The 24,132-nt window shown below is 59.1% G+C and carries 22 protein-coding genes and 1 pseudogene; 13 read left to right on the plus strand and 10 right to left on the minus strand.

Annotated elements, in window-relative coordinates:
• Positions 1 to 488 (minus strand): MerR family transcriptional regulator (locus tag QZ307_RS05180; RefSeq protein ID WP_295996813.1); only part of this gene is annotated, 488 nt, incomplete at its 3' end.
• A gap of 125 nt (positions 489 to 613) precedes the next feature.
• On the minus strand, positions 614 to 1,207 hold the full coding sequence (locus QZ307_RS05185; protein ID WP_295996815.1) for an HXXEE domain-containing protein: 594 nt from the start codon (positions 1,205 to 1,207) through the stop codon (positions 614 to 616).
• A 115-nt stretch (positions 1,208 to 1,322) separates the two neighbouring features.
• On the opposite strand from QZ307_RS05185, the gene QZ307_RS05190 reads away from it, so the two are divergent.
• Entirely contained in the window at positions 1,323 to 1,778 is a 456-nt protein-coding gene (locus QZ307_RS05190) for a TetR/AcrR family transcriptional regulator (RefSeq protein WP_295996818.1), read from the plus strand.
• A gap of 206 nt (positions 1,779 to 1,984) precedes the next feature.
• Here QZ307_RS05190 and QZ307_RS05195 read toward each other — a convergent pair whose 3' ends face one another.
• Complete coding sequence (locus QZ307_RS05195; RefSeq protein WP_295996819.1) at positions 1,985 to 2,617, minus strand: helix-turn-helix transcriptional regulator; 633 nt, start codon at positions 2,615 to 2,617, stop codon at positions 1,985 to 1,987.
• Between the two features lie 146 nt (positions 2,618 to 2,763).
• The gene (locus tag QZ307_RS05200; protein ID WP_295996821.1) at positions 2,764 to 3,825 is read right to left on the minus strand and encodes a Fic family protein; all 1,062 of its coding nucleotides are present in this window, start codon (positions 3,823 to 3,825) and stop codon (positions 2,764 to 2,766) included.
• A 468-nt stretch (positions 3,826 to 4,293) separates the two neighbouring features.
• Between QZ307_RS05200 and QZ307_RS05205 the strand changes: the two are divergent.
• The 4 genes and pseudogenes from QZ307_RS05205 to QZ307_RS05220 all read left to right on the plus strand — a co-directional run.
• Positions 4,294 to 4,554 (plus strand): annotated as a pseudogene (locus tag QZ307_RS05205) (YxeA family protein); the annotation flags it as partial.
• 276 nt (positions 4,555 to 4,830) lie between these two features.
• Positions 4,831 to 8,112 carry a UvrD-helicase domain-containing protein gene (locus QZ307_RS05210; RefSeq protein WP_295996823.1) on the plus strand — a complete coding sequence of 1,094 codons (3,282 nt, stop codon included), beginning with the start codon at positions 4,831 to 4,833 and terminating at the stop codon, positions 8,110 to 8,112.
• Positions 8,113 to 8,144: 32 nt separating this feature from the next.
• Positions 8,145 to 9,992 carry a hypothetical protein gene (locus QZ307_RS05215; protein ID WP_295996824.1) on the plus strand — a complete coding sequence of 616 codons (1,848 nt, stop codon included), beginning with the start codon at positions 8,145 to 8,147 and terminating at the stop codon, positions 9,990 to 9,992.
• A 308-nt stretch (positions 9,993 to 10,300) separates the two neighbouring features.
• Positions 10,301 to 10,918 carry a hypothetical protein gene (locus QZ307_RS05220; RefSeq protein WP_295996826.1) on the plus strand — a complete coding sequence of 206 codons (618 nt, stop codon included), beginning with the start codon at positions 10,301 to 10,303 and terminating at the stop codon, positions 10,916 to 10,918.
• On the opposite strand, the gene QZ307_RS05225 is transcribed toward QZ307_RS05220, so the two are convergent.
• Positions 10,915 to 11,307 carry a hypothetical protein gene (locus QZ307_RS05225; protein ID WP_295996828.1) on the minus strand — a complete coding sequence of 131 codons (393 nt, stop codon included), beginning with the start codon at positions 11,305 to 11,307 and terminating at the stop codon, positions 10,915 to 10,917. The genes QZ307_RS05220 and QZ307_RS05225 overlap by 4 nt on opposite strands.
• A gap of 286 nt (positions 11,308 to 11,593) precedes the next feature.
• On the opposite strand from QZ307_RS05225, the gene QZ307_RS05230 reads away from it, so the two are divergent.
• From QZ307_RS05230 to QZ307_RS05240, 3 genes are read left to right on the plus strand one after another with little or no spacing between them, the layout of a single operon-like run.
• Complete coding sequence (locus QZ307_RS05230; RefSeq protein WP_295996830.1) at positions 11,594 to 12,064, plus strand: YbhB/YbcL family Raf kinase inhibitor-like protein; 471 nt, start codon at positions 11,594 to 11,596, stop codon at positions 12,062 to 12,064.
• 31 nt (positions 12,065 to 12,095) lie between these two features.
• The gene (locus QZ307_RS05235) at positions 12,096 to 12,629 is read left to right on the plus strand and encodes an AAA family ATPase (protein ID WP_295996833.1); all 534 of its coding nucleotides are present in this window, start codon (positions 12,096 to 12,098) and stop codon (positions 12,627 to 12,629) included.
• Positions 12,623 to 13,150 (plus strand): hypothetical protein, encoded by a 528-nt coding sequence (locus QZ307_RS05240; RefSeq protein ID WP_295996835.1) that lies wholly within the window; start codon positions 12,623 to 12,625, stop codon positions 13,148 to 13,150. Before QZ307_RS05235 ends, QZ307_RS05240 begins: the two co-directional genes overlap by 7 nt.
• A 489-nt stretch (positions 13,151 to 13,639) precedes the next feature.
• On the opposite strand, the gene QZ307_RS05245 is transcribed toward QZ307_RS05240, so the two are convergent.
• Positions 13,640 to 13,858 carry a TIGR04076 family protein gene (locus QZ307_RS05245; RefSeq protein ID WP_366143045.1) on the minus strand — a complete coding sequence of 73 codons (219 nt, stop codon included), beginning with the start codon at positions 13,856 to 13,858 and terminating at the stop codon, positions 13,640 to 13,642.
• A 164-nt stretch (positions 13,859 to 14,022) separates the two neighbouring features.
• Here QZ307_RS05245 and QZ307_RS05250 point away from each other — a divergent pair, with 164 nt between their 5' ends.
• Positions 14,023 to 15,327 carry an AAA family ATPase gene (locus tag QZ307_RS05250; protein ID WP_295996839.1) on the plus strand — a complete coding sequence of 435 codons (1,305 nt, stop codon included), beginning with the start codon at positions 14,023 to 14,025 and terminating at the stop codon, positions 15,325 to 15,327.
• 47 nt (positions 15,328 to 15,374) lie between these two features.
• Here QZ307_RS05250 and QZ307_RS05255 read toward each other — a convergent pair whose 3' ends face one another.
• The gene (locus tag QZ307_RS05255) at positions 15,375 to 15,707 is read right to left on the minus strand and encodes a MerR family transcriptional regulator (protein WP_295996843.1); all 333 of its coding nucleotides are present in this window, start codon (positions 15,705 to 15,707) and stop codon (positions 15,375 to 15,377) included.
• A 155-nt stretch (positions 15,708 to 15,862) separates the two neighbouring features.
• Between QZ307_RS05255 and QZ307_RS05260 the strand changes: the two genes are divergently transcribed.
• The gene (locus tag QZ307_RS05260; RefSeq protein WP_295996846.1) at positions 15,863 to 16,507 is read left to right on the plus strand and encodes a GyrI-like domain-containing protein; all 645 of its coding nucleotides are present in this window, start codon (positions 15,863 to 15,865) and stop codon (positions 16,505 to 16,507) included.
• A 51-nt stretch (positions 16,508 to 16,558) separates the two neighbouring features.
• Here the strand turns inward: QZ307_RS05260 and QZ307_RS05265 are convergent, their stop codons facing one another.
• The 3 genes from QZ307_RS05265 to QZ307_RS05275 all read right to left on the minus strand — a co-directional run bounded on the left by QZ307_RS05265 (position 16,559) and on the right by QZ307_RS05275 (position 19,714).
• Positions 16,559 to 16,987: a hypothetical protein gene (locus QZ307_RS05265; RefSeq protein ID WP_295996848.1), complete on the minus strand. Its 429-nt coding sequence runs from the start codon at positions 16,985 to 16,987 to the stop codon at positions 16,559 to 16,561.
• A 21-nt stretch (positions 16,988 to 17,008) separates the two neighbouring features.
• Complete coding sequence (locus tag QZ307_RS05270; RefSeq protein ID WP_295996850.1) at positions 17,009 to 17,446, minus strand: LytTR family DNA-binding domain-containing protein; 438 nt, start codon at positions 17,444 to 17,446, stop codon at positions 17,009 to 17,011.
• A 120-nt stretch (positions 17,447 to 17,566) separates the two neighbouring features.
• Complete coding sequence (locus tag QZ307_RS05275) at positions 17,567 to 19,714, minus strand: Tex family protein (protein WP_295996852.1); 2,148 nt, start codon at positions 19,712 to 19,714, stop codon at positions 17,567 to 17,569.
• Positions 19,715 to 19,965: 251 nt separating this feature from the next.
• Between QZ307_RS05275 and QZ307_RS05280 the strand changes: the two genes are divergently transcribed.
• From QZ307_RS05280 to QZ307_RS05290, 3 genes are all read left to right on the plus strand, one after another.
• Positions 19,966 to 22,164, plus strand: a complete 2,199-nt coding sequence (locus QZ307_RS05280; RefSeq protein ID WP_295996856.1) for an ATP-binding protein — start codon at positions 19,966 to 19,968, stop codon at positions 22,162 to 22,164.
• 19 nt (positions 22,165 to 22,183) lie between these two features.
• Positions 22,184 to 23,482: an extracellular solute-binding protein gene (locus tag QZ307_RS05285; RefSeq protein ID WP_295996858.1), complete on the plus strand. Its 1,299-nt coding sequence runs from the start codon at positions 22,184 to 22,186 to the stop codon at positions 23,480 to 23,482.
• A gap of 155 nt (positions 23,483 to 23,637) precedes the next feature.
• Positions 23,638 to 24,084: a hypothetical protein gene (locus QZ307_RS05290; RefSeq protein WP_295996860.1), complete on the plus strand. Its 447-nt coding sequence runs from the start codon at positions 23,638 to 23,640 to the stop codon at positions 24,082 to 24,084.
• Positions 24,085 to 24,132 lie beyond the last annotated feature (48 nt).

Genomic DNA, 24,132 nt, shown 5'->3' on the forward strand with positions numbered 1-24,132 from the left:
CCCAGCACCAGCGTGCCAATCCAGGCCGCGTCCATGAACACGCCGATGATGATCATGATGATCCACCAGCGGGTTCTCGCTTTCTCGTCGTTCATTCGTTTCACCATGGCAGGTTCAGTGGTTGCCATCAGCTTGCCGAAGTGCTCGAGATCCGTGCGCGCCGTGTTCAGAACTTGCAGTCGTCTCGTGCTTTCGTCGATCTCGCGCTCAAGGCTTTCCGCCTGCTCGTCCAGCAGCAGCTTCAGCACGGCATCGCGGTTCGGACATTCCAGCACGCCCTTAATTTGCGCGAGCCTGAGGCCTAACGCCTTCAGCATGAGAATGAAGCGGAGCCGCTCGGCATCCTCCGCTGAGTAAAGCCGGCGACCGCCCTCCGAATAGCCCGAAGGCGCCAGCAGCCCTTTGCCGTCGTAATACTGCACCGTGCGCACCGTCGTACCGCACGCCTCGGCCAGCTCTCCGGTTTGATACAAGTTGTTCTCAGCCATGGTTTCACCTCCTTGAAGGCTGTTCTACAACGCGACGTCGCGTCACAAGCAAGCATTTTCGCGGATGAATTCGAGAATATTCTACGTTACGCCACGGAATGAGACAGCCAACCCGCTGCTCACTACTAGCCGCGCTTTAGGCTTCTCGCAACTTGCAAAGGACTCGTGCCGAACGATTTCATGACACCAAGCTCCATGCAGGCGAATACCACAAGGTAGTAAACCGCGGAGGCGAACCACCACCAGCCGACCCGCTCGCCCGCGATGGCGATGATCCACACTGACACGGGGAGCAAGCATAACAGCGCCGTCAGCATGCCAGGCGTGTAGGGCCTTTTCAAGCGATGAATCCAAATGCCCGCCACATGAATGAAGGCCTCGAAGATCCCGAGTATTGCTGGCACCATGGCCAACCACGGCACCGAAGGAAAGAAGAAGGGAACGAAGGCGAAGAAGACAATGGCCACCACTACGATCCCGTGAGCCTTTCCCATAGTTTCCTTGTTCACGTCATTCCACCCGAACTTCTTCGCCATGAGCTCGTAAAAGCCGCCTGGATAACGTGACTCCTCCCACTCGTGAAGAGTTATCGCGACAACGAAAAGTCCCAGGGCTCTCTGCATTTCGGAAATCGCATCCCAACGCGCGACGAAATAGATCAGCACGCATAGCGACGCCAGTGTCAGAAGGTACAGGTTGTTTTTGATCCAAAACTTCATTTCACACCTCGTTTCACTTATAATCCGACATTGTGTCGGTTAATATGATCCTACGAAGCGCGTGCAAGCCAATCAACCGTCAACTTGCACCGGAATGTCGGATGAAGGAGCCACCTTGGCGAAGAAAAATCCCGCTCGCACTCAGGCGACACGACAGAAAATCATGGACTGTTACTGGTCGCTCCTGGAGAAGACATCCGAATCACGGGTGACGGCAACCCAAGTGGTGCAGGTGGCTGGCATCAACCGCAGTACCTTCTATGAATACTTCGACAGTGCGGAGGCAGTGAGGGAAGCCATCGAGCACGACGTCCTCGCCTACCTCGAGGCGCAAATCGCCCAGCTGCTGAGTAAGAGCAACGGCGAGGAAGTCGTAATCCAAACTGCCTTGCAGATCCTTCAGGAAAAAGGCCGCTATATTGCGTTTCTCTATGGGAACGGCGGTTCTTCCACCTTCACTGAACGAGCGAAGAACCAGATCATGCTGCTTCTCGCTGGCACATTAGGGACGTCTGACCCCCTTGATGCCTACCGCTTCGAATTCGTAGCAGCCGGTGTCTTGGCAGCCTAATCCCTCTGGTTTCGAAACCAGCAAAACATTCCCCTGGAAATCCTCGCACCCCGATTGCGGGCAATGGCAGACGGCGCCCTCGGAAGCTGACTCCCGCCACTCCGCCACCCACTTTCTGGCGCTCATGCAAGCCAGGGACAATATTGTCGACGATGAAGCCGAGTGAATGAGACAGCCAACCGTCTGACTTGTCTCATGCAACACTTTTAATGCAAGCTGGAAACGATGCTGCCGACAATGAACCCAAGGGCGAGGGCAACGGCGGCGCCCGCCAGCACCTTCACCACGTTGGCAACCCACGGGTGCTTTCTCGAGAAGGCATCGGGGTTGAGACACGCGATCGCCTCGGCATCTTCGCCGTCCATGAAGGCGCTGATCTCGCGGAACGTGACGAGGTCGTGATCCTTCTTCAGCTTCTCGACGCGACAGGCACACACCATGGCCAGCGCGGCGCATAGAGCGAAAAGCGCCATCCCCACAACCACGCCCCAGGTGAGCCACGGCACCGCCGCCACCGGCTCGTCCCAGATGAGGTCCCAGCCCACCAGGCAGGCGACCCCGGCAAGCAAAAGCCCGACCATCCCGATGGAAAGGCGCTCCATCCTCACCGCATCCTTAACGATGGTCTCTTTCATGGTTTCCACGTCTCCTTTCACAAGCGAATCGATGGAGACACCGAACAGGTTGCTCAGCAGCAGAAGCGATTGCACGTCCGGGTAGGTCTTGCCTGTCTCCCAGCTAGACATGGTCTGGCGGCTGACGAAGATGCGCTGGGCCACGTCCTCCTGGGTGAGCCCCAAACGCTCACGGTTCGCTTTCAGCTGCTGCGGCAGTTCCACCGGCGCCTCCTTTCCGAGACGAGGATTCCACGATCAGCAAAAGCGTACCACCCGATGTTCTTGACATCGACGGGAAAGCGACAGTTTTACGCGTCAAGAGTTCTTGACAGGGAGGGTTGATCTGGGGCTTCGCATTGTTGAGCTGACTATCGAACCGTTTTGTAGGCCGTTGATCTTGCTGCACCAACTTTTCGGACAAGCCCCTCATCCTGAAATTTCTTAAGCAGGCGCTCGACGGTTCGCTTGCTCATTGTGGGGTTCGCGTCCAAAATGTCGTATTTCGTCGCCGCTCCAATAAGGTGCTCGAAGTAGCTGCGGAGCACCTCCTCGTTGCTCCCCCCAGCAGAAACGAGGACAACGCGTTCGTCAAGCTCTTTGTAGCAGGCTGTCAGAACGCCGAGCATGTAGGTGACAAAAGGCATGTAATCGTTTTCGCCACTTTGCCAGCAATCCGAGCTGGCCGCAAGCGCTTCATAGTAGGTTTCCTTGGTTCTTTCTATCTCCTTCTCTACTGACACATACTTCCCGACGGTATAGCCGCTCTTGTACAGCAAAAGCAACGTCAGAAGCCGACTCATGCGGCCGTTTCCGTCATTGAAGGGATGGATGCTGACAAAATCGAAGGCAAACATCAGCGAGACCAGCAGCGGATCGTATGTCCCCTGCTCAAGCTGAGAGCGATACTCATCGCAGATTTGCTCGATTGCGGCAGGCGTCGCCGCAGCGCTTGTCGGCCGAAAACGCGCAACGAGCTCGCCGTCCGCTGCGCGCTCGGCAATAACGTTATCGGAGTCTTTCCATCGACCCGCAAAAGCATCGCTACTGAACCGGTAAAGATCGCGGTGCAATTGCAGGATAACATTGGGAGAAATCGGTATATCGTCATGGCTTCCGTGAATGAGGTCGAGCACGTAACGATAACCGGATATCTCGCGTTCATCCCGATTTCGAGGTACGACCTTATCGGCCATAAGGTCTCGAAGGCGCTTGTCAGAAGTGGAAATATTCTCGATCCTGTTTGACGTATCGGTGCTTTGGATCTTGGCTACCTCAACAAGGCTTTCTAGGACATCGGGATGCGTCGATTCATACAGCGCCTGCTTTCCTCGATGCTCCCTCATATCGCCAATGGCGGCCATAACCTGAGGCGTCATCAGTTCGGATAGTTTCGCTGCATAGTCAAATTGCCGCATAAGTATCTTCGCCACCCCAGAAATATCTTCGCCACCTAATCTAGATTGACGAATATATAACTACGATGACGAAGATGCAATCCTACGAGACAAATTCTCAGAATCCAGCCACGGCTTACGAGCACGGACGCAAAGCGCGATGTCGCTTAGGCCTATTCGCCTACAATACCTGCGATTATCCAGTGGCAACACGCCCGTTTCAAGCAACGACTTGTTGCGCGAATGAGACGGCCAACCGTCTCATTCTGAGGACCCCTGGGATCCCCCGGAATCTTTCAAGCATGTTCGCTTGATGTAAGCGCAATCGATGGCTCCGGACCTTTCCGAGGAGCATCATTACCTCAAGAACCCCCGAGGGAAAGGAAGCGAAATGAGCAAGGGTAAGGCCCTGGGCCTCGCAGCGGTGCTTGTCGTTATCATTTTGGGAGCCGGTTTTTCCATCTCGGCTCCAGCACCAATCTTTTAGCCAACGGTACGTACTACACCAAGATCGATAACGCGCACGTGACGGAAAACGATTCAACGGGCGACGTCATCCACCTCAAGTCGAGCGAGCCGTTCGTCTACCAGCTTCATGCCGCGAACGAAGACGGCCATGAGATCGAAGCCTCGTTCGGCGCAGCGCACGAACTGCGCCAAGACGCATATCTCAAGCTCAATCTCGAACCGCTTCGAGGCGTAGTGTATTGGGAAGAGGTCTCACCCGAAGACCTGCCTTCGAAAGCAGCTGAGACATTAGGCTGAAGCAGGGGCGGCAAACCGCAAGGAGCTTCCGCAGAGGGGGAAGACAAGAAATGCGCGTCAAGGAAAAGCCCGTCATGCGAGGTAGTCCACAAGCATCTTATACTTGATCGTCAGCTTTGGCCTTTCGAACGCCCACTCTAGCCATTAACCCGCTTCCTAAAGATCGCGATGTAAAATACAGAGTAGGTGTTCTGCAATCTCCTTGGCTAATTCTAAGGGAAGCTTGGATATCTAGTTTGGCGGGCATCCATCAAAAGGAAGAGGATTGAAATTCCAATGGGGTTCTTCGAAGCGCTATGGATGTTGTACGTCGAGTTTCACAAAATGGCGTTTGAGGGTATATTCACCCTTCCCGTCATAGGGCTGCTACTCTTCCTATATCTGATCTTTCTCGATACGATGATAATAATTTCTCCCTTCGTGATCTTCAGAGGCTTCTTCGAGAAGTCGCTGAGCAATCTGAAAGACTGGCTCAAGCGCCTGTCCGACAATCGCCGCCAGCGCTCCGAAGAGAAGATCGCGAAGAAGTTCCTGGGGAATATCCGGCCGCGGGTAGACACCCTCAGCCTGCGAATCAATTCTTCGCTGGATGACCAGGACCGCCTCCTCGACTTGAGCAGCGGATACCTCATGAAGAGGGAGTGGGACGCGGAGCTAGCGAAAAGCCGCCCCCTGCTGGACGAGTTGTCGGCTCTTCCTGAGAAAGCGTGGCGCGAGCACCCCGAAGCCCCCGCATTCGAGCGATTCCGCGAACGGCATACGGACGAAGGGATTCGCTCCAAGCGCAACGAGAGGTTCAAGGAGCGGGAACTGGCAGCCTGCGACGAGATGCTCTCGAGCATCGACGGCAAGTCCCTCGACCCCCAGCAGCGCGACGCCGTGGTGACGGACGAGTACAGCAACCTGGTGATCGCCGGTGCCGGCTCGGGCAAGACGCTGACTGTCGTGGGCAAGATCAAGTACCTTGTGGAGAGGCGCGGCGTAAGACCGGAGGACATCCTCGTCACCTCGTTCACCAGGAAGTCGGTGAACGAGCTGGCGGAGAGGATCGAGAGAGCCGGCGTCGAGAACGTCTCGTGCCTTACCTTCCACAAGATCGGCCTCGACCACCTCGGCAAGGTCGGGGTCGCCAACGAGAACGAGCTCTCGCGATGCGTCTTCGACTACCTGCGCGAGGACATCCTGGCGCGCCCCGACCAGATGGGCGCGTACATCGAGTTCTATGGCCTCTACAGGCACGTTCCCAAGGACTACTCGCAGTACGAGAGCGACGGGGAGCGAATGGAGGCGCTCAAGGCCGAGGACCTCACGACCCTCAAGGGGCAGCTGGCCGTAGCCGGCGGGGAGCTCGACACCCTGGGCGGCGAGCGTGTGAAGAGCCTCGAGGAGTTGATGATTGCTAATTTCCTTTTCCTCCATGGGGTGGCCTACGAGTACGAACGCAACTACGACGGGGACTACGAGACGGAGGGGCGCGCCTACCAACCCGACTTCTACCTGACCGACTACGGCATCTGGCTGGAGCACTTCGGGATTAACGAGAACGGGCGCTGCCCGTGGATAGAGAGCCCCATCGAAGAGCGGAGGTACATCGAAGGCATACAATGGAAGCGGCAGGTCCACGAGGCTAACGGGACGCGACTCATTGAGAGCTACTCCTACTGGAACAAGGACCACGACCTGCTGAACAAGCTGAGGGATCTCCTCGAGGCGAACGGGGTGGCGCTCGGGGAGGACGACGCCCTGCTGACCGACGTCTACGCGCGCCTGCGGCAGGACGACAGGTACCTGAGGAGCGTCGCGAGGCTCGTGTCCACGTTCCTCTCGCTCGCCAAGGCGAACAACGTTACCATGGCCGAGGCTGGCGACAGGGGCCGCGCCGCCTACAGGGGCGACGGCTTCATGTGGCGCCGCTTCGAGCTCTTCATGTCCTTCGCGGAGCCCATCATGGGGCTGTACCAGCGGACGCTGCGCAGCAAGGGCCAGGTCGACTTCGAGGACATGATCAACATGGCCGCGCGCAAGATAGCCGAGGAGGGTCTGGACGGTGCTTACAAGTACATCATCGTTGACGAGTACCAGGACATCTCCAAGAGCAGGTTCGGCCTCATCGAGGCGATCCGCGACGCGTGCGGAGCCAAGCTCATGTGCGTCGGCGACGACTGGCAGTCGATATACCGCTTCGCGGGAAGCGACGTCTCCCTATTCACCGGCTTCGGCGACCACGTCGGATTCCACGAGATGATGAAGATAGAGCGAACCTACAGGAACTCCCAGGAGCTCGTCGACATTGCGAGTGAATTCGTCGAGCGAAACCCCTCCCAGATCCACAAGAAGATGAGATCCGACAAGCACGAGGAGATGCCCGTCGTCATAACCATGAAGCAGGACATGGCAGAGGGGCTCGAGAGCGCGCTCGACATCATCTTATCGCGGGTGGGATACTCCGGCCATATCCTCGTCTTGGGCAGGCACAACTTTGACATAGAGACGGCCTACCCCGAATTCAAGGGCTGTGAATCCTACGAGGGTGAGGGGATGGTGCTCAAGCGCGACCGCAAGACCGGCGACGTGCACATGAGGTACAGGGGTTACGGGAACATCGTGTTCATGAGCGTGCACCGCGCGAAGGGCCTCGAGGCGGACGACGTCGTGGTCCTGAACCTTACAAACGGAATGTACGGCTTTCCCAACCGTGTGGAGGACGATCCTATCCTGCAGATCCTCCTCGGCAAGTGCGACGAGTTTGAATTCGCGGAAGAGAGGCGCCTCTTCTACGTCGCCATCACGCGAACGAAATGCACGACATTTCTCGTCTCGGGATCGCTCGACTCCGGGGGCGGCCCCTCCCCCTTCGTGGATGAGCTCAAATCCAGAGTCGGAGGGCACATCGGCATAATGCAGAGGAAGGGCGAGGACCTCTGGCACCCTACCCTCTGCCCCCGATGCGGCACGGGCAGGCTCGTCGTACGCCAGAACTCGCAGACAGGACAGAGCTTTCTTGGCTGCACGAACTATCCCTTCTGCGAAAGGAGCTACTCGCAGACAGAGATCGTCGAGGACAAGCTGAAGTGCCCCTCCTGCGGGGGATGGATGGTGAGGCGCAAGCGGGCAGAGGACGGACGGCCTTTCTTCGGATGCTCGAATTATCCCGATTGCAGCGCCACCATCGACGCCGACGACTCTTACAATCCGACCTACACGCCCCGGCGCGAAAGTCGTCCACGGAGCGGATGCGGGAGCGCGCCGCCTCGCAACAGCGGGCATGCTCACAGAACCCGCGCCAGCAAGGCCTCCTCCGAGAAGTGTCCGAAGTGCGGCCGCCCCTTGAAGCTGATGACGAACGGCAAGGACGGCTCGACGTTCTACGGATGCACAGGATACCCTTCATGTAGGTACACAAGGAGCGCCAGAGACGCATCGGGCGCGTCTAGATCAAATGCGATGAAGTGCCCCAGATGCGGTGCTCCGCTCAAGGAGCGCACGAACAAGAAGGATGGATCGGTCTTCTACGGGTGCACGAGATACCCGAAATGCAAATACACGAGAAGCAAGTGACAGTGGCTAACCCCACAAGACAAGGAGGATACATGAATTGGCCTTACATGATGGATATGGAGAACCTATACGTCTTCAGGCACAACGAGCCGATGAGATGCGTCGAGGTGAAGGCAATCCCGATGCGACACGATGCGATCAGGCCAACCTACGCGAACATGCCCAGAGGACGACTACTCGACGAGATCGTGCTCAATGCCACTTCCGAGGAGGATCTCTTCGACACGATGATGCGTTGCGTGTCCCCCGTTGGGTTCCTCGGAGAGAAGCGCACCGTCGAATCCCTGAAGGATTCCTTCCTTGCCAAGAGGAGGTTCTTCGCGCACTTGCGTGAAAGAGCCGAGGAGCACGGCGTCTCGCTCTGTCAATACGTCACCGCCTCCGGTACCGACTATAGCTATTCCATCGGTGATGTGCTCGCTGCCTTCAACCTCAAGTCTGTTGCCCTCCTTTCACTGCCAGCGTACGCGGCCATGGACTTCGGCGGAGCCGCCATCCCCATTGCCCCTGACGATCCCGAACACGCCAGCGTCGTCATGCCGATGCACGACTTCGCAGCGCCGGGGGCGAGGATTTACGACTTCGACGACTACTTCAGGGCCTTCACCGAGGGAATCTTCGCAGGCAACAACAGCGATCTCTTCCTCACGCTCTACGGCCTCGCATACGCCATAGACATCTTCGTGAACCAGATCGATTGGAGCAATTTCCGCTGCTTCGAGGATGCTATCAGCTATGAGCCCCTGACCAGGACCCTGAACAGCCTCGTCAGCATGGGCGCGCTTCACAGTCCCTTCGACAAGGGTTTGACTTGGAAGTACTGCCCTGCGGGCATCGAGAACGCCGAGGAAGTGGCCCCCGATCTCGCCGGCACCCTCGAGATTGCCCGGGCGATGACACCGTTGGCGCAACTCTCCCCCGACGAGAAACCTGATGTTATACAGGTGTTCTACGGCCTCATCGAACACTTCGGGTCGAGCAAACGTTACTTCGGCATCGACTTTAGCGCGCGCTTCGAGTTTCCAGAGGCAAGTAAGGCGAGCGGCTCTTCAGGAGACGACAATGGCCCATACATGCGATGGGAGGTGTTCACGCGACGATACGACGATGCGCTCGGGGCACGCGCGAAGATTCTGCGCACTGACGAGTACGCCGAGTTTATCCCCGGAAAGGACGCCGTCCCTGTCTTCAACTACAGCCAGCCCTCAGGCAACGGTGGCTTCAGGATGATCTGGGCGCTGCTTTGGGACGTCCCCGAGACCACCATAGAATCCGAGGACGGCGTCGTCATCACGATAAGAGGCCTCAAGCAGCTCCTCCAAAACATAGACCCCGCACTCGCAGACGACCTTGAAGGCGATTGCGTCTATGGGAAGAACGGCACAAGGATGGCGAACCTCAGCGATGTGGAAGAGCGCCTCGACGGTAGCCCCCAGGTGCTTCAAGAGATCTCCGGCCTCCTTGGCGTGGGCACCTACTCAGACGAGGCGAGGTGCTTCCCCAACCTGGAACCCATCTACCACGAGGGCGATTTCGCGGGATTCGGATGCTTGGCCCCCAATGGATTCAATCGAATCACTTGGTTCCCCAATCGGTTTAAGTGCCCAGTCGTCAGCTGCCTGACTCCCGGCAAGCTTTCCTCCGTTGATTGCTATGTGTGGGATCTGCCGGCCCAGGCCCTCGTCGACGGCGAGGGCCAGACGCATACGGCCTTGGGCGTCAAACAGATGTGCGAGGCAAATTGCCCTCAGCTGCTGGACGAGCTGGAATCGAAGTCCTTCACCTTCTGCGGCGTGTCAGTTATACCGTACGAAGTAGTCGACGATGCATACTCCAACGCAACCGGTACAGAGCTTCGAAAGAAGTCGATGTTTCAGTAGAGGGTCGCTCCATCGCCCAGCTTCGCACCCCCAGGAATTGAAATCCTGACCACAAGCACGACGCTCAGCGTGTTCATTGTGTCCAGGATGCGCTGCGACAATCAGTTGAGAGCCAGCCGCTCCTGCGCTCCTCTTTCCCCAAATAGCCCAAACTGCAGGGCGGTTACGCGCAGTTGCGCGACTCCATTCGACCATATTCCCAGTTCCTGGACTAATACGCCCTTAAACGGTGCCGTACGGCCTCCTGATGGCAAGCATGCACCACAAAGAGGTCCGCGAATTTGTCACTTGGAAATTAAGGACGAACGATGCTATACCGAATCCCCGAAACGCCGTCTCCTGAACGAGTAAGAGAATACGTCGAACTTTGGTACTCTACGCAAAGCTACATTGAGGCAGACAGAGCCCTGCGTCTCTTGTTCGTGGAGCTTTGCCAGAGCAACAACTCGATGAGCCATATTCTACTCAAGGCATCGGCCCTGAACGACTTCTACTCAACGAACATCTACAAGACGTACGCTGTAGCCGAGCACATATACGAGCTAGACATCGACGAGAGACTCCGCGATGGCGACCTAAAGCTCGTCGAGGATATCGCTGACACCAAAGTGTCAGAGGGCAAGACTCGGTACTTCTATTCGTTCGCCTCCAAGTATTGCAGCCACCATCAGCCGGATAAGTACGCAATCTACGATAGCTACGTCGATGAGATGTTGCGCTACTTCAGACGAACCGACGGGTTCGCGAAGTTCAAGAACGAGGAGCTTCGGCAATACGATCGGTTCATGGAGATCATCGCGCAGTTTCGCGAACACTACCATTTGGATGCAGGGGAGTTCAGCCTGAGGGACATAGACCGTTACCTCTGGCAGCTCGGTAAAGAATGTAAACGCATTCCAGATAAGAAACAGGACAACGGTGTCTAGGACAAGGCGGATTTCTCCAGAATGTCCAGAATCTTCCTTCCGCCGTCACCCGCTGCGACGAGCATCTCGCGCATCTTCTCCTGCGCCTCAGGTGGCATCAAGCGGAAGTCCTCCCTGACGACAGTATCCAGCGAAGATGTTGCATCCTCGTATCTCTCCACGAGCTCGCGCATCTCATCCACAGAACACGCGCTCCAGCCTTCGATCGCTAGCCTCATACTGAACTCGACAGCCTGCTGCTCTATGTAGGCCTCTCTTATGTTTTCCTGGAGCACCTCACCCTCCTTTATGCAAGCCAACCTTTCAACGATTCCAGAACCTTTCAACGTTTGTGCACCTTTCAATTTTCTGTGCACGTCTTGATACTCACTCCTCATGGCAATCGCCAATACAGAGCTTCTTTTGCCGATCCGAGGCCATTGATGTCACCGTAGGCAGCTTTCGCGTAGTCCCAGCTTGCGGCGCATATACCCCATAGAGAGGATGGCAGAAACCCATAATTTTGGAGTATTACCAGTTCAGAATTGTTTCCATCAATCGACACAGACGATACAAACCGACGCCCTAGAAGCCTCGGGGCGTCGCTTCATGCAACACGTCATCACTACTGCCGTCTTGCGTAGCGTGAGATAATGAATCCGAGGCCAGCGAGCCTCATGCTGCAAGGAGGCCGAAATGGATTCCGCGAAAACACTTGACTTCGAATGCTCGGCAATCGACGAGTCGGGGAAGTTCAAGCTCGAAAACACCGGTCGCGGGGAGGATCTATCCCCCGAATTCAGGATCAAGAACCTCTCGCCGGAAGCGAAAACGCTGGTCATAACCCTCGAGGACACGAGCCACCCGATCAAGGATTTCACGCACTGGGTGATATGGAACATACCGGCCACCGAGCATGTACTCGGCTCTATTCCCGCCGGCAAAACGGTTCTTGCTTTGGGCGGCGCACGCCAGGGCATCGCGTACGGCAACCATCGATACGCAGGCCCTAAGCCGCCGAAGGATAAGACGCACGAATACCGCTTCACTGTCTACGCCATCGACTACATACTCGACGCACCCCCTTCCTCCCGGAAAAAGAAGGTACTTGCCGAAGCGGCTGAGCACATCATCCAAAAAGGAACCGCTGTCGGGAGCTTCAAATAGTTTGGCAACGCATCCAGAAAAGGAGAGATTGATGGTAACCCTCATCACCGGAGCGAGCCACACGGGAAAGACCCTCTTGGCAACGAAGATCGCCAGGGAGACCGGCGCGGTCACGCTCTCGATCGACCTCTTGAAGATGGGACTTATCCGGTCAGGTCGCACCACGCTCACCCCCTACGACGATGATGAGATGGAGGAGTTCCTGTGGCCCATCCTTTCCGAGATGGCAAAGACGGCGATTGAGAACCAGCAGGACCTTGTCATCGAAGGCGGCTACATTCCGGACAACTGGAAAGACTCGTTCGATGACGATGAGCTTGAGAGCATCGCCGCCTATTGCCTCACGATGAGCGAAGACTACATCAGAGGCCGCTTCGAAGACATCGCAAAGCACGCCAATGTCGTAGAGGCACGCTTGGACGACTCCGGCCTCTCCGAAGCGGAGCTGGTTAGAGAGAACGCACACTACGCAACGCTGTGCGCTGCTGGGAGATACACCGCCATCCCCATCGAATTCCCATACGATGCGGACAAGGCATTAAAGGAGATCGTTTCTCGATGCTGATACGCGCATACAGCCCCGATGGCGCCGATGCCACCGCGCAGCTCTTTCGCGAGACCATCAGCGAGGTCTGCAAGGACGACTACACGCCCGGGCAGCTTCGTGCGTGGACGTCCGGCTGCGACGACCTTGAGGCCTGGAACGCTTCGCTGCATGCCAACGACGCTCTCGTCGCCGAGGAATTCCGTGTCTGGTCGTCGAAGTCGTCACGCTTTCCGGCAATCCTTGAGATGACCGAGATGGATGCCGATGTGGCCGACACCGAGGACTATGGCGGCAGCAACTGTGATCGGCGACTGCTGCCAGATGCCCAGAAGGACGAACGCCGCCACCGGGAGCGTCGCCAAGGGCACAGGGATGAAGCCCAGGGGCCGGTACATGTCCCGTACTTCCCCATCACTTCTAAAGTAGCGCGCCCAGGCAGCCTCGTAGAGCAGCATCAGGGCAAACGCCGGCGCGAGCCACAAGAGCCAGGGCATGGCCGTAGCCCTCCGGGCAGACGAAAACTAGGGCCGAAGCTGTGACGGCGACCTGGCCGACACGCTCGTGGATGCAGAGTGCAGGGCTTTCGCGCTCTGCGATTTCGCTGTACCCGAGGGGCTGCCTTCTCCCCCAGATTATGTTAGGCACGAACAGCATGACGAGCATGACCAAGCCGACTGCCGAGAAACCGAACTGCATTTTCACCTTCTATCCCAATTCTAAAACCAAGCAGTGACTTCGAGTTGACCGCCAAAAGAGTTATTTGACGCAGCGAAAGGTGACCGGCGCCTCCAGTTGCTTGCCCTCGTGGCCCCTGAGGTAGCGAACCATGGCATCGACCAGGCTCTCCCCGTCCCGCGGCGCTCACGGCCTTGCGGATGCCCGGCTCCTCCCTCGAGATGAACCGGTAGCGGGAGCCGCACGCCGCCTATCATATCCATCAAGGTAAACGACTGCAATGCCTGGGCAGCCTCTTGACTGACCCCTGCGAAAGCGCCGGCAAGCTTATTCCGCAAACTTAACGGGGTGTTTTACCCCGTGTAGGCTTCATCCTTGCTGGAGGTAAAGTCGTGCTCGCGGAGGTATGTCTCATCGCTCGCGTCCTCGGGGATGTCGATGCGCTCCAGCTTGAAAATCACCGGACGCGTGCCATCGTTGCAGCAGGCGATCATCACGCGATCGTCGTTCGTCCACTTTTCCAGCCGCCCTCTGAATCCGTTTCTTCTGGAATGACGGACACGCAGATTCAGCTAAACTAATGAGACTGCCACTATTCCCTCTGACACTGGCCAATCCGCCATATCATCCTGATTTATGTTCTTATTCACACTTTTACGTCCTTATTTTTGATAGTTTTGACACTTTTACGTCCTTATTTTTGTATACTTGAGAAAACGACGAGGAAAGGGAGCCCGTGGAACGTTTTCTGATGCATGACCTTAAAGCCTGGAAGGACAACGCCAGCCGAAAGCCCCTCATCATCAATGGAGCTCGCCAGGTGGGTAAAACCTGGCTCATTAAAGAGTTCGGAAGGCTCCATTACGAAAGCGTCGCCTACGTAAACATGGATAACAATGCGCCCATGCGTGACTTGTTCAATGCAGGATACGATATCGATACCCTGCTTGCCGGCATCCAATTGCAAACAGGCACCACCATCGACCCCGCCACAACCCTCATTGTGTTCGATGAAGTGCAGGAAAACCCCAAGGCCCTTACCGCTCTCAAATACTTCGGCGAAGATCCCCGTTCGTTCTCGATTATCGCCGCCGGCTCGCTTCTCGGCATACTTCTTCAGAGCGGAACAGGATTCCCCGTCGGGAAAGTGGAGACACTCAATCTTTACCCACTTTCTTTCCAGGAATTTGCCCTTGCGTCAGAGGGCGCCGCGTTCGTTAACGCACTGCAGAGCTCCGATCCGTCCCTCATCCAGGCCTTCAAATCGCGAGCGATTGCTCTTCTGAAAAGCTACTACTTCGTTGGAGGAATGCCCGAAGCCGTCGATGCCTTCCTCGCGAGCGGCGACTATCAAGCCGCTCGCACCGTCCAACGCAGAATCCTCGCAGACTACGAGCGCGACTTTTCAAAGCATATTCCCCCGCGTGAGGCCGAGCGCGTTTTTGCCGTTTGGGATTCCATCGTCGCGCATCTTTCCCAGGAAAATAAGAAGTTCATTTTCGGACGGCTTGCGAAAGGGGCCCGCGCAAAAGACTTCGAAAGCGCACTTACCTGGCTTAGGCAGGCGGGCATCATCTATCAAGTTCCACGCGTCACCAAGCCGGGCATTCCGCTTAAGGCCTACCGAGACGCCGGCGCCTTCAAGGCTTTCCTCTTGGATGTCGGCCTTCTAGGCGCCATGAGCGACGTAGACAGCGACAGCATTCTCAACGGAAACAGCCTGTTCGAAGAATTCAAGGGAGCCCTTACCGAGCAGTACGCCTGTCAAGAACTCGTGGCATCCTGCCGCCTTTCCCCTTGGTATTGGTCGGCGGAGAATTCGCGGGGAGAGCTGGATTTCCTCGTTCAAAACAAGGGGAACATTTTCGCTATCGAGGTAAAGGCGGAAGAGAACTTGCGCGCCAAAAGCCTACGCAGCTTCAAGGAAAAGTACCCCGCTGTTCACGCCCGACGCTTCTCCTTGTCGGACTATCGCGAACAGGAATGGCTGACGAACGTGCCCCTTTACCTGATGGGAAACGCAGCGCTATGGCTAAATTGAACCCGATGCCCCTTGCTTCGGGTTCAATTTAGTGACGCGGCAGAGATTCACGAGCATGGTTCGTGACACGCGCACGAAATCACTTTGAGATAGCGGCAAGCTGGGCCTGAATCCGTCGGCATGGCTCTGGCCGCTTCGATATGAGAAAGACGGCGGTCGACAAGGAGCATGGCGCGCATCAAGTGATCAATCTGAGCCTCGATGACGCTTCTCTGCCGGCGCAGCGCGCCTCCGAATGCCTCGACGTCCTCGTCTGCGAACAGCTCCTTTATGGCACACAGGGGCGTTCCGGCTCTCTTCATGAGCAAGATCTCCTCAAGCACATCAAGCTGATCGTAGTGGTAGTACCGATAGCCGTTCTCCTTGACCACCGCCGGCATCTACGGCACGGCGGCGAAGATCACGAACTTGCCGAGCTAGCCAATGAGACAGGTCAGACGGTTGGCTGTCTCACCCGACGCAACAAAGCGTTGTCACTGCCGTCCCGCATGGCATGCGATAATAGACTCCAATCCGATTGAAAGGGTGGCCACCCATGGCGTTCGATTATAAAAAGGACTACAAGGAGTTCTACGCGCCTCCCAGGAAGCCGACCATCGTCGACGTTCCGCCCATGAACTACATCGCCGTTCGGGGCTCGGGCGACCCCAACGCCGAGGACGGCGAGTACAAGCAGTCCGTCGGGCTTTTGTACGCCATCGCCTTCACCATCAAGATGTCGAAGAAGGGCGACCACCGGATAGCGGGCTATTTCGATTACGTGGTGCCGCCGCTCGAGGGCTTCTGGTGGCAGGACGGCGCGACGGGCGAAATCGACTACGCGCGCAAAGAGGACCTGAACTTCGTATCCTGCATCCGCCTTCCCGACTTCGTCACGAGGGAAGATTTCGAATGGGCCATTGCCGAGGCTACGGCGAAGAAGAAGCAGGATTTCTCGAAGGTGGAATTCCTGCCCATGAGCGAAGGCCTCTGCGTGCAGTGCATGCACATCGGCCCCTACGACAATGAGCCGGAGACCATCGCGAAGATGCACGATTTCGCCGAGGACCAGGGATACGCGCCCGACTTCAGCGACACGCGCCTTCATCACGAGATCTACCTCTCTGACCCCAGACGCTGCGCACCGGAAAAGCTGAAAACAGTCATCCGCCATCCAATAAGGAAACAACCAACCGCCTGACTTGTCTCATCCCGGCAAAGCAACGAAAGCGCTTGCCTCTACCGTCCTCCTTCACTCCCCCCTGGCTTTAAACCGCTTCAAGGCATCGCTGTACTTTGCCACCTCATTGCGGTAGACGAACGAGAACACGACGGTGAAAAGAACCAGCAGCAGGAGGTATATCACCGCGAACGTGATCCACGCCTCCGGAACGTCGCGCGGCACCCAGCCGCCGAGCCATGCGCACGCGCCGAGGGCGACGATGCCGCAGACGCCGAAACCTAAGATGCGCACGGGGTATCCCGGTCGCTTCATGACGCGGTCGGTAAACCAGAGGCTCTGCAAGAGCGCCATGAGCACGCAGGCGCCCAGGATCGATGCCGACATGACGATGCCCTCAACCGGCCCGGCGAACACGAAGCCGACAATAAGCCACAGGGCCATCGCGATAGTAAAGTAGATGCACGCATGAACGAGCGCGTTCTTGACCATGCCTTTCACGGGTTCTCCTTTCAAAAGGGTTCACAGCCCGAGCTTCTTCTTGACCGTTGGTGCGAACTGACGCGATGCAACCACGTACTCCCCGTTGTCCATGAGAAGCTGCAGCCGGGCATTCGGAAACGGGCGCAAGCCAGTGACGCGGTAGAGGTTCACGAGCATGGTTCGCGACACACGCACGAATCCGGTGTGGCGAACCCTCTGCTCGATGTCGGAGAGCCTCAACGCGCTTTCGATGACCGCCTCCGAGGTATAGAGGAACGTATTCCCGTCGACTGATTCGCAGTACAGCACCTCGGCAGCGGGGATGCGTACCAGCTCTCTCCCCTTCCGCCCGACAAGCTCTGCTCCTACGCCGTTCAGCGCTGCCAATATTGCTTCGACCTCACGGTCTACCTCGGCGTATTCAACGAGCACGCTTGGCTCCTCAAGGCTTTTGTTCAGCTGAACCGACAGCTTCATGATCGCCTCCTGTTCATCCGCCGCCCATTATGACGATGAGGGAGACGTCCTTACATCAGAAAAGACTCGACTTGCAAAAGAGGCGATTCGAAATGCATGAGACAAGTTAGGCTGGCTGTTTCACTTCCCCTTCACCATGGACAGGGCTATGCGGCCTCGGTCGCGATCGATGGAGTCCACCCAAACGGTGACGGTGTCGCCGACGGAGACCACCTCGGTGGGGTGCTTCACGAAGCGGTTGGCCAGCTTGGAGATGTGCACGAGCCCATCCTGCTTCACGCCGATGTCCACGAAGGCGCCGAAATCCACCACGTTGCGCACGGTGCCCGTCAGCTCCATGCCCGGCTCCAGGTCGTCCAGGGATAGCACGGCACGGCTGAACACCGGGGCCGGGGCGTCGTCGCGCGGGTCGCGCCCGGGCTTCTCCAATTCCGCCACGATGTCGGTCAACGTCGGCAGGCCCACGCCCAGCTGTTGCGCCAGCGCATCCAGGTTGCCCAGACGCTGCCGCAGGTCGGGCACGCCGCCCGCCGCCACTTCCGCGGAGGTCACACCTCCGCGCTTGAGCACCTCGCGAGCCACGGCGTAGCTTTCCGGGTGCACGCCCGTAGCGTCCAGCGGCTCGCGCCCCTCGCGGATGCGCAGGAAGCCGGCGCAGTTCTGGAACGCCTTGGGCCCCAGTTTCGGCACCTTCTTCAGCTGCGCCCGCGAGGTGAAGGGGCCGTTTTCCTCCCGGTAGGCCACAATGTTGCGAGCCACGGTGGGCGTGACGCCGGCCACGTAGCCCAAAAGGCTGGCGCTTGCGGTGTTCAGATCGGCGCCCACCTGGTTCACCACGCGCTCCACCACGCCGGCCAGAGTGCGGGCCAGCTCTTTCTGGTCCAGGTCATGCTGGTATTGACCCACACCGATAGACTGGGGCGGAATCTTTACCAGCTCGGCCAGAGGGTCTTGCAGGCGGCGCCCCAGGCTGAGGGCGCCGCGCGTGGTCACGTCCAGGTCGGGGTGCTCCTGCGAGGCCAGCTCGGAAGCGGAATACACCGAGGCACCGGCCTCGTTCACAATGGTGTACTCCACGGGCCGCGGGTACTCGGCAATGAAGTCGGCCACTACCTCTTCGGTCTCGCGGCTGGCCGTACCGTTGCCGACAACGATGACGTTCGCATCGTAGCGATCGGCCCACTGGCGCAGGGAGCGTTTCGCCTCGGCCACCTGGTTGCGCGGCGGCGTGGGGTAGATGGTGCCGTGGTCCAGCAGCGCGCCGTACTCGTCGATGACCGCCACCTTGCACCCCGTGCGGTAGCCTGGATCCAGCGCGATGATGCGCGCCCCCTTCACGGGACGCTGACGCAGCAGGGCCTCGGCATTCTTGGCGAACACCGCAATGGCGTCCTTCTGGGCCCGCTCCGTAGCCGCCGCCCGGGCCTCGCGCTCCAGCGACGGCGCCATCAGGCGCTTCCAACTATCGGCAATGGTGCGCTGCAGCCATTCCAGCCAGGCGCTGCGCCCGCGCACGAAACGCCGCTCCAGCCGCTGGGTGGCCTCGTCGCCGTCCACCGCCACGGCCACGCGCAGCTTCCCCTCCTTCTCGCCGCGGTTCACCGCCAGCACACGGTGGCTGGGAATGCGGGCCAGCGACTCGCCGAAGTCCACGTAGGCGGCGAAGTCCCGAGCCGCTTCCTCAGTGGCGGCTCGCGAGGTGAGCTGCCCGGTACGCTGCACGAAGCCACGCAGCTCGTCGAGGGCGTCGGGATTGTCGGCCACCGTCTCGGCCACAATGTCGCAGGCGCCCTGCAGCGCGGCAGCGGCATCGGGATACGCCGTGCCCGGCTTCGCGAAACGGGCGGCTTCCCGCAGCGGATCGACCGCCGTGCGCCCCTGGGCCATGAGCGCGTTGGCCAGCGGAGAGAGCCCCGCGTCCCGCGCCTTCGACGCCCGCGTGACGCGGCTTTTCTTGAAGGGCTTATAGAAGTCCTCGACGCGCTGCAGGGTAGGCGCCTCGGCAATCTGGCGCGCCAGCGCGGTTGTGAGCGCCCCCTGCTCCTCGATGGCCGCGCACACCTCGGTCTTGCGCGCCTCCAGCCGCTCCAGGTAGTCGAGCCGCTCGGCCAACGCACGCAGCGTCACATCGTCCAGCCCGCCCGTGGCCTCCTTGCGATAGCGCGCAATAAAGGGAATAGTGCACCCATCCGCCAGCAGCGACACCACTGCCGCCACCTGGCCAGGCCGCATGCCCAACTCTTCAGCAACTACCTTCGAAACGTCCATTGAGTCCGCCATCCCCTAAAGCCATCAACCCTAAAATCAGTGCAGCGATTATACGGCAAGCGCCCCGGAATGTGCGGAACCGATCAGGATGAGACGAGTCAGACGACCGCCTGTCTCATCGGGACGAGACGTCGCCGCCGACCGCTTGTTGATTGTTTGTCCGTTCCCGTAGTTCGGGTCGTCGCCGCTCTAGGAAGGGCGGCTCCTCGCATTGTATAATGCCCCTTGACTCACACGCGGGGAGGACGAACTTGACAGAGCCAGCTCAGAAGAAGCACTTTGCCACCTGGACGATTGCCGTCCTCCTTATTTGCATTGCCATGGTGGCGGGCATTTTCGCCATTGCCCAGAAAACTTCGCAGGAAATGTCGGACTCGGCTATCCAGAGCCTGAACGAGAACCTCGAGCTGATGAAGAACACCATCGACGGCATCATCAACAGCGAGGTGGACTTCCAGGAGCTCATCGGCGAGGAAATCTCCCGCTCGGACGATCCGGACGCCTACATCCAGAACCTCCACGCCAGCGACGCCATCGCCAAAATCTCCATCGTCATGGCAGGTCAGACGGAGGGCCTCTCCAGCAACGGCGAGCCCTTCTCGCCCGACAGCCTCGACTTCTCGGCCGGGGGCACCATCCAGGGCAACCCGGTCTCGCAGTCCTTCGTCAACGATACCGGCACCTGGGCCTACACCATTGCCAGCCCGCTCACGCGCGACGGCGCGGACATCGGCACGCTCTACGTGGAGTACGTCTACGACACCATTGCCGCCGCCCTGCCGAAGAACTTCTACAACAACCAGGCGGTGTTCTACCTGATGGATTCCGCCAACGAGCGCTTCGTGCTGAAGCCCGATGGCCTGGGCGACCGCGAGGCGGGCCACCTCAACCTGGAGGACTTCTACCGCGCGAACAACATTACCAGCGAGGCCATCATCACCATGGTGCGCCAGGGCATCGAAGAGGGCCACAACGTGCTGTTCGCCCATGAGGTCCAGGGGCGCGAGTCGCTCTGCTTCCTGTGGCCCGTCAACGGTGGCACCGACTTCATGATCGGTTACGTGCCCATGGATGCCATCCAGAAGGAGGCCCACACGGTAAACGACGCCATCGTGGCCGTCACCGCCATCACCTTCCTGGCCATTGCCCTGTGCGTGGCGCTCTACGCCCACAACCGCCGCAAACAGCAGCAGGTGCAGCGGGAGCGCGAGGCGGAACGAGCGCGTCACCAGGAGGAACTGGCCCGCGCCCTGCACGATGCCGAGGTAGCCAACGAGTCGAAGTCGGCCTTCCTGGCCAACATGTCCCACGACATTCGCACCCCCATGAACGCCGTCATCGGCTTCACCACGCTGCTGATGAAGGAGGCGGACAATCCCGAGAAGGTGCGGGAGTGCGCCAGCCGCATTATCGCCTCGGGCAACCACCTACTCGACCTCATCAACGACGTGCTGGACATCTCGAAGATCGAAAGCGGCAAGGCCACCATCACCCTGGCCGAATTCGATCTGGCCGATTCGCTGCACGCCATCGAGGCCATCGTGACACCTCTGGCCGAAGCGAAGCACCAGACCCTGCACACCGAAGTGTCCGGCATCGACCGCGAGCGCTTCATCGGCGACGAAACCCACCTGAACCAGGTGCTTATCAACCTGCTGTCCAACGCCGTGAAGTACACGCCCGACGGCGGCACCATCCACCTGCGCTTCCTGGGCGGCAAGGTGCACGCCAGCCAGTACCAGCCCCTCACCATCGAGGTGGAGGACACCGGCTACGGCATGACGCCCGAGTTCCTCGAGCACGTCTTCGACTCGTTCACCCGCGCCGAAGACAGCACCACCAACAAGATCCAAGGCACGGGCCTGGGGCTTTCCATCACCAAGAGCCTGGTGGAGCTCATGGGCGGCAGCATCGAGGTCACCAGCGAAGTGGGTGTGGGCTCGCTCTTCCGCGTTCGCCTGGAACTGCAGGTGGCAGAAGAGGACACGGCGGCCGGCACGCCCGAATCGCCCGATCAGCGTCGCGCGACCGAGGCCGACAGCGCCGCCTGCGCCAACGCCCTTCAAGGCAAGCACTTCCTGGCCGCCGAGGACAACGCCTTCAACGCCCTGCTGCTGGAGGAGCTGCTGGAACTCGAAGGTGCCACCGTGGAAATTGCCGACAACGGGCAGATTGCCGTCGAGCGCATGCAACAGGCAGCGCCCGGCGAGTTCGACGCCATTCTCATGGACGTGCAAATGCCCGTCATGAACGGCCACGAGGCCACCCGTGCCATTCGCCAACTGTCCCGCGAAGATGCGGAAAGCCTGCTCATCATTGCCATGACCGCCGACGCCTTCGTGGAAGACGAGCGCGCCGCCCTGGCCGCCGGCATGAACTACCACATCGCCAAGCCCATCAACATCGACGAGCTGAAGCGCGTCGTGTTCGAGTTCGACCATCAAGCGTAAAAACGAGGGGGATCCACCCATGAAAAAACCGCAGAAGACGACTGCCCTGAAGCCGCGGCGCGCCCGACGCGCTACCGCGCTCATCACCTCGGGCATCCTGGCGCTCACCCTGTGCGGCGGCTGCAGTAGCACCGCCGACGAGCCGGTCAACCTGGCCGTCCAGTCAGGCGATGAGACCACGTCGGTCACGTTCTTCTCCCCCATGGAAAAGGTAAGCGCCGATTCCGAGAACACGGCCCGCACCGCCAGCGACCTGACCATGGCCATGGCCGAGGACCAGCTGGGGCTGACCGTCTCCTACCAAACCTACACGGCCGAGAACTATCAGGACAAAACCTACGACGACGTGTGTCTGGAGCGCGCCCGCAACAACCGCGACGATATGTACCTGCTGAACACCGACGCCATTGTGGCCCTGGGCAAGGAAGGCAAGCTGGCCGACCTGTCGCAGCTCGCCTGCGCGAAAAACCTGCGCGAAGTGGTGAAGACCGCCAACACCGTGGACGGCAAGCGGGTGGCCATTCCGCAGGAGGTGGTGGCCTACGGCCTGTTCATCAACGAGGACATCTTCAAGGAATGCGGGCTTTCGATGCCGAACGCCCCCGTGGGTGCCAACCGCTGGTGGCTCGAAACCTTCGTGTTCGCCCAGGCCTACGCCGACCTGTACAACGGCGGCGACATCGAGGCCGAGGTGGCCGCGCTGAACTCGGGCGAGAAGAAGTACAGTGACTACATGCGCAGCGGGTTCGAGTTCTTGAAGCAGCTGATGGATGCCGGCTACATCGATGCCGAGAACGCGCTCGTCAGCGAGGCCTTCGAAGGCAAAGGCGAAGGCGCCGAATTCATGGCCGGGGAGTGCCCCATCGTCATGGCCTACTGGGGCGCGGCCAACACCGACACCGCCTACGGCAACCCCAGCTTCAACCTGGAAGTCATCGGCTTCCCCAGCTCCCACGGTCAGATGCCCGTGCTGTCCATGACCGGCTTCGCCGTGGGCGAGGAATCGGCCAACAAGGAAGAGGCGCTTGCGGTGATGGGCGTCATCCTCTCCGACGAGGCGCTGCAGCTGTACACCGAGACCAACCGCGTCATTTCCCCGTCGAAGAACATCAAGGTGGACTGTATCGACGCCCTGAAGCCGCTGAACCAGAAGGTCGAGGACGAAATCTACGTGCTGGCTTCCAACGCCAGCATGAACGTCGAGCAGTGGGGCAACGTCTGCCTCATCGTACGCGACCTGCTAGCCGGCGCCTCCGTGGACGAATGCATGGCCGCCCTCGACGCCCTCCAAGAGGAAGCCATCGCCACCGCCCAGTAGGCACAGCCAGTGAGACAAGTCAGACGATTGGTTGTCTCACTGGCCGTCTCACTCACGGCACGCTTCGGTGTGGATTCGTTACGCACGGGGGCGTTTTGCCGTGATATAGTGACCGCGAAGCTTCAAATACCGCACAATTGAACTAAGGAGCTTTCATGGTTACCACCGAAGTGGCTTTCTCGCGCTCCACGTGGGAGCACTCCCGTTTGTTCAAAGAGGGTCTTTACGAGCTGGGCCGGCGCATGCCCATGGAGCTGGTGCGCCTCTACGTCTACGAGGGCGCCCGCAGTCCGCGGGTGCACACCGCCTGCTACCACCGCATCGACGAACTTCGCCAGCTGCGCACCCAGGCTATCCTGGCTGAAATGGACGCCATCGAGGCCCAGGCCGAGTCGTGGCTTGCCGAACACCCTGCCGAAGCCGCCCGCATTGCCGCCGCGGAGGGCCGCACGGTGGCCACTCCGGCCATGCTCCTGGGCACCGCCGTGGTAAACGGCACCAGCAACGTGCTCAGCTTCACCGCCGACACCTATGCCATCGCCCCCAACCTGCGCATCTACGAGCTGTTCTCCTGGTACAACGCCGGCGAGTCCTACGCCTAAGACGCTCCTGGGATACTTTTCCAACGCCCCGTATCGGAGCGTTTACGG

The organism is uncultured Adlercreutzia sp. (genome assembly GCA_910585575.1).
Classification (GTDB): Bacteria; Actinomycetota; Coriobacteriia; order Coriobacteriales; family Eggerthellaceae; genus Adlercreutzia.

What these genes read in the sequence shown, in the direction of transcription:
- QZ307_RS05240 (WP_295996835.1), top strand. Translation starts at nt 12,623, where the DNA reads ATGCTGATACGCGCATACAGCCCCGATGGCGCCGATGCCACCGCGCAG.
- QZ307_RS05230 (WP_295996830.1), top strand. Translation starts at nt 11,594, where the DNA reads ATGGATTCCGCGAAAACACTTGACTTCGAATGCTCGGCAATCGACGAG.
- QZ307_RS05270 (WP_295996850.1), bottom strand. Translation starts at nt 17,446, where the DNA reads ATGAAGCTGTCGGTTCAGCTGAACAAAAGCCTTGAGGAGCCAAGCGTG.
- QZ307_RS05235 (WP_295996833.1), top strand. Translation starts at nt 12,096, where the DNA reads ATGGTAACCCTCATCACCGGAGCGAGCCACACGGGAAAGACCCTCTTG.
- QZ307_RS05210 (WP_295996823.1), top strand. Translation starts at nt 4,831, where the DNA reads ATGGGGTTCTTCGAAGCGCTATGGATGTTGTACGTCGAGTTTCACAAA.
- QZ307_RS05215 (WP_295996824.1), top strand. Translation starts at nt 8,145, where the DNA reads ATGAATTGGCCTTACATGATGGATATGGAGAACCTATACGTCTTCAGG.
- QZ307_RS05220 (WP_295996826.1), top strand. Translation starts at nt 10,301, where the DNA reads ATGCTATACCGAATCCCCGAAACGCCGTCTCCTGAACGAGTAAGAGAA.
- QZ307_RS05275 (WP_295996852.1), bottom strand. Translation starts at nt 19,714, where the DNA reads ATGGACGTTTCGAAGGTAGTTGCTGAAGAGTTGGGCATGCGGCCTGGC.
- QZ307_RS05285 (WP_295996858.1), top strand. Translation starts at nt 22,184, where the DNA reads ATGAAAAAACCGCAGAAGACGACTGCCCTGAAGCCGCGGCGCGCCCGA.
- QZ307_RS05255 (WP_295996843.1), bottom strand. Translation starts at nt 15,707, where the DNA reads ATGCCGGCGGTGGTCAAGGAGAACGGCTATCGGTACTACCACTACGAT.
- QZ307_RS05185 (WP_295996815.1), bottom strand. Translation starts at nt 1,207, where the DNA reads ATGAAGTTTTGGATCAAAAACAACCTGTACCTTCTGACACTGGCGTCG.
- QZ307_RS05260 (WP_295996846.1), top strand. Translation starts at nt 15,863, where the DNA reads ATGGCGTTCGATTATAAAAAGGACTACAAGGAGTTCTACGCGCCTCCC.
- QZ307_RS05290 (WP_295996860.1), top strand. Translation starts at nt 23,638, where the DNA reads ATGGTTACCACCGAAGTGGCTTTCTCGCGCTCCACGTGGGAGCACTCC.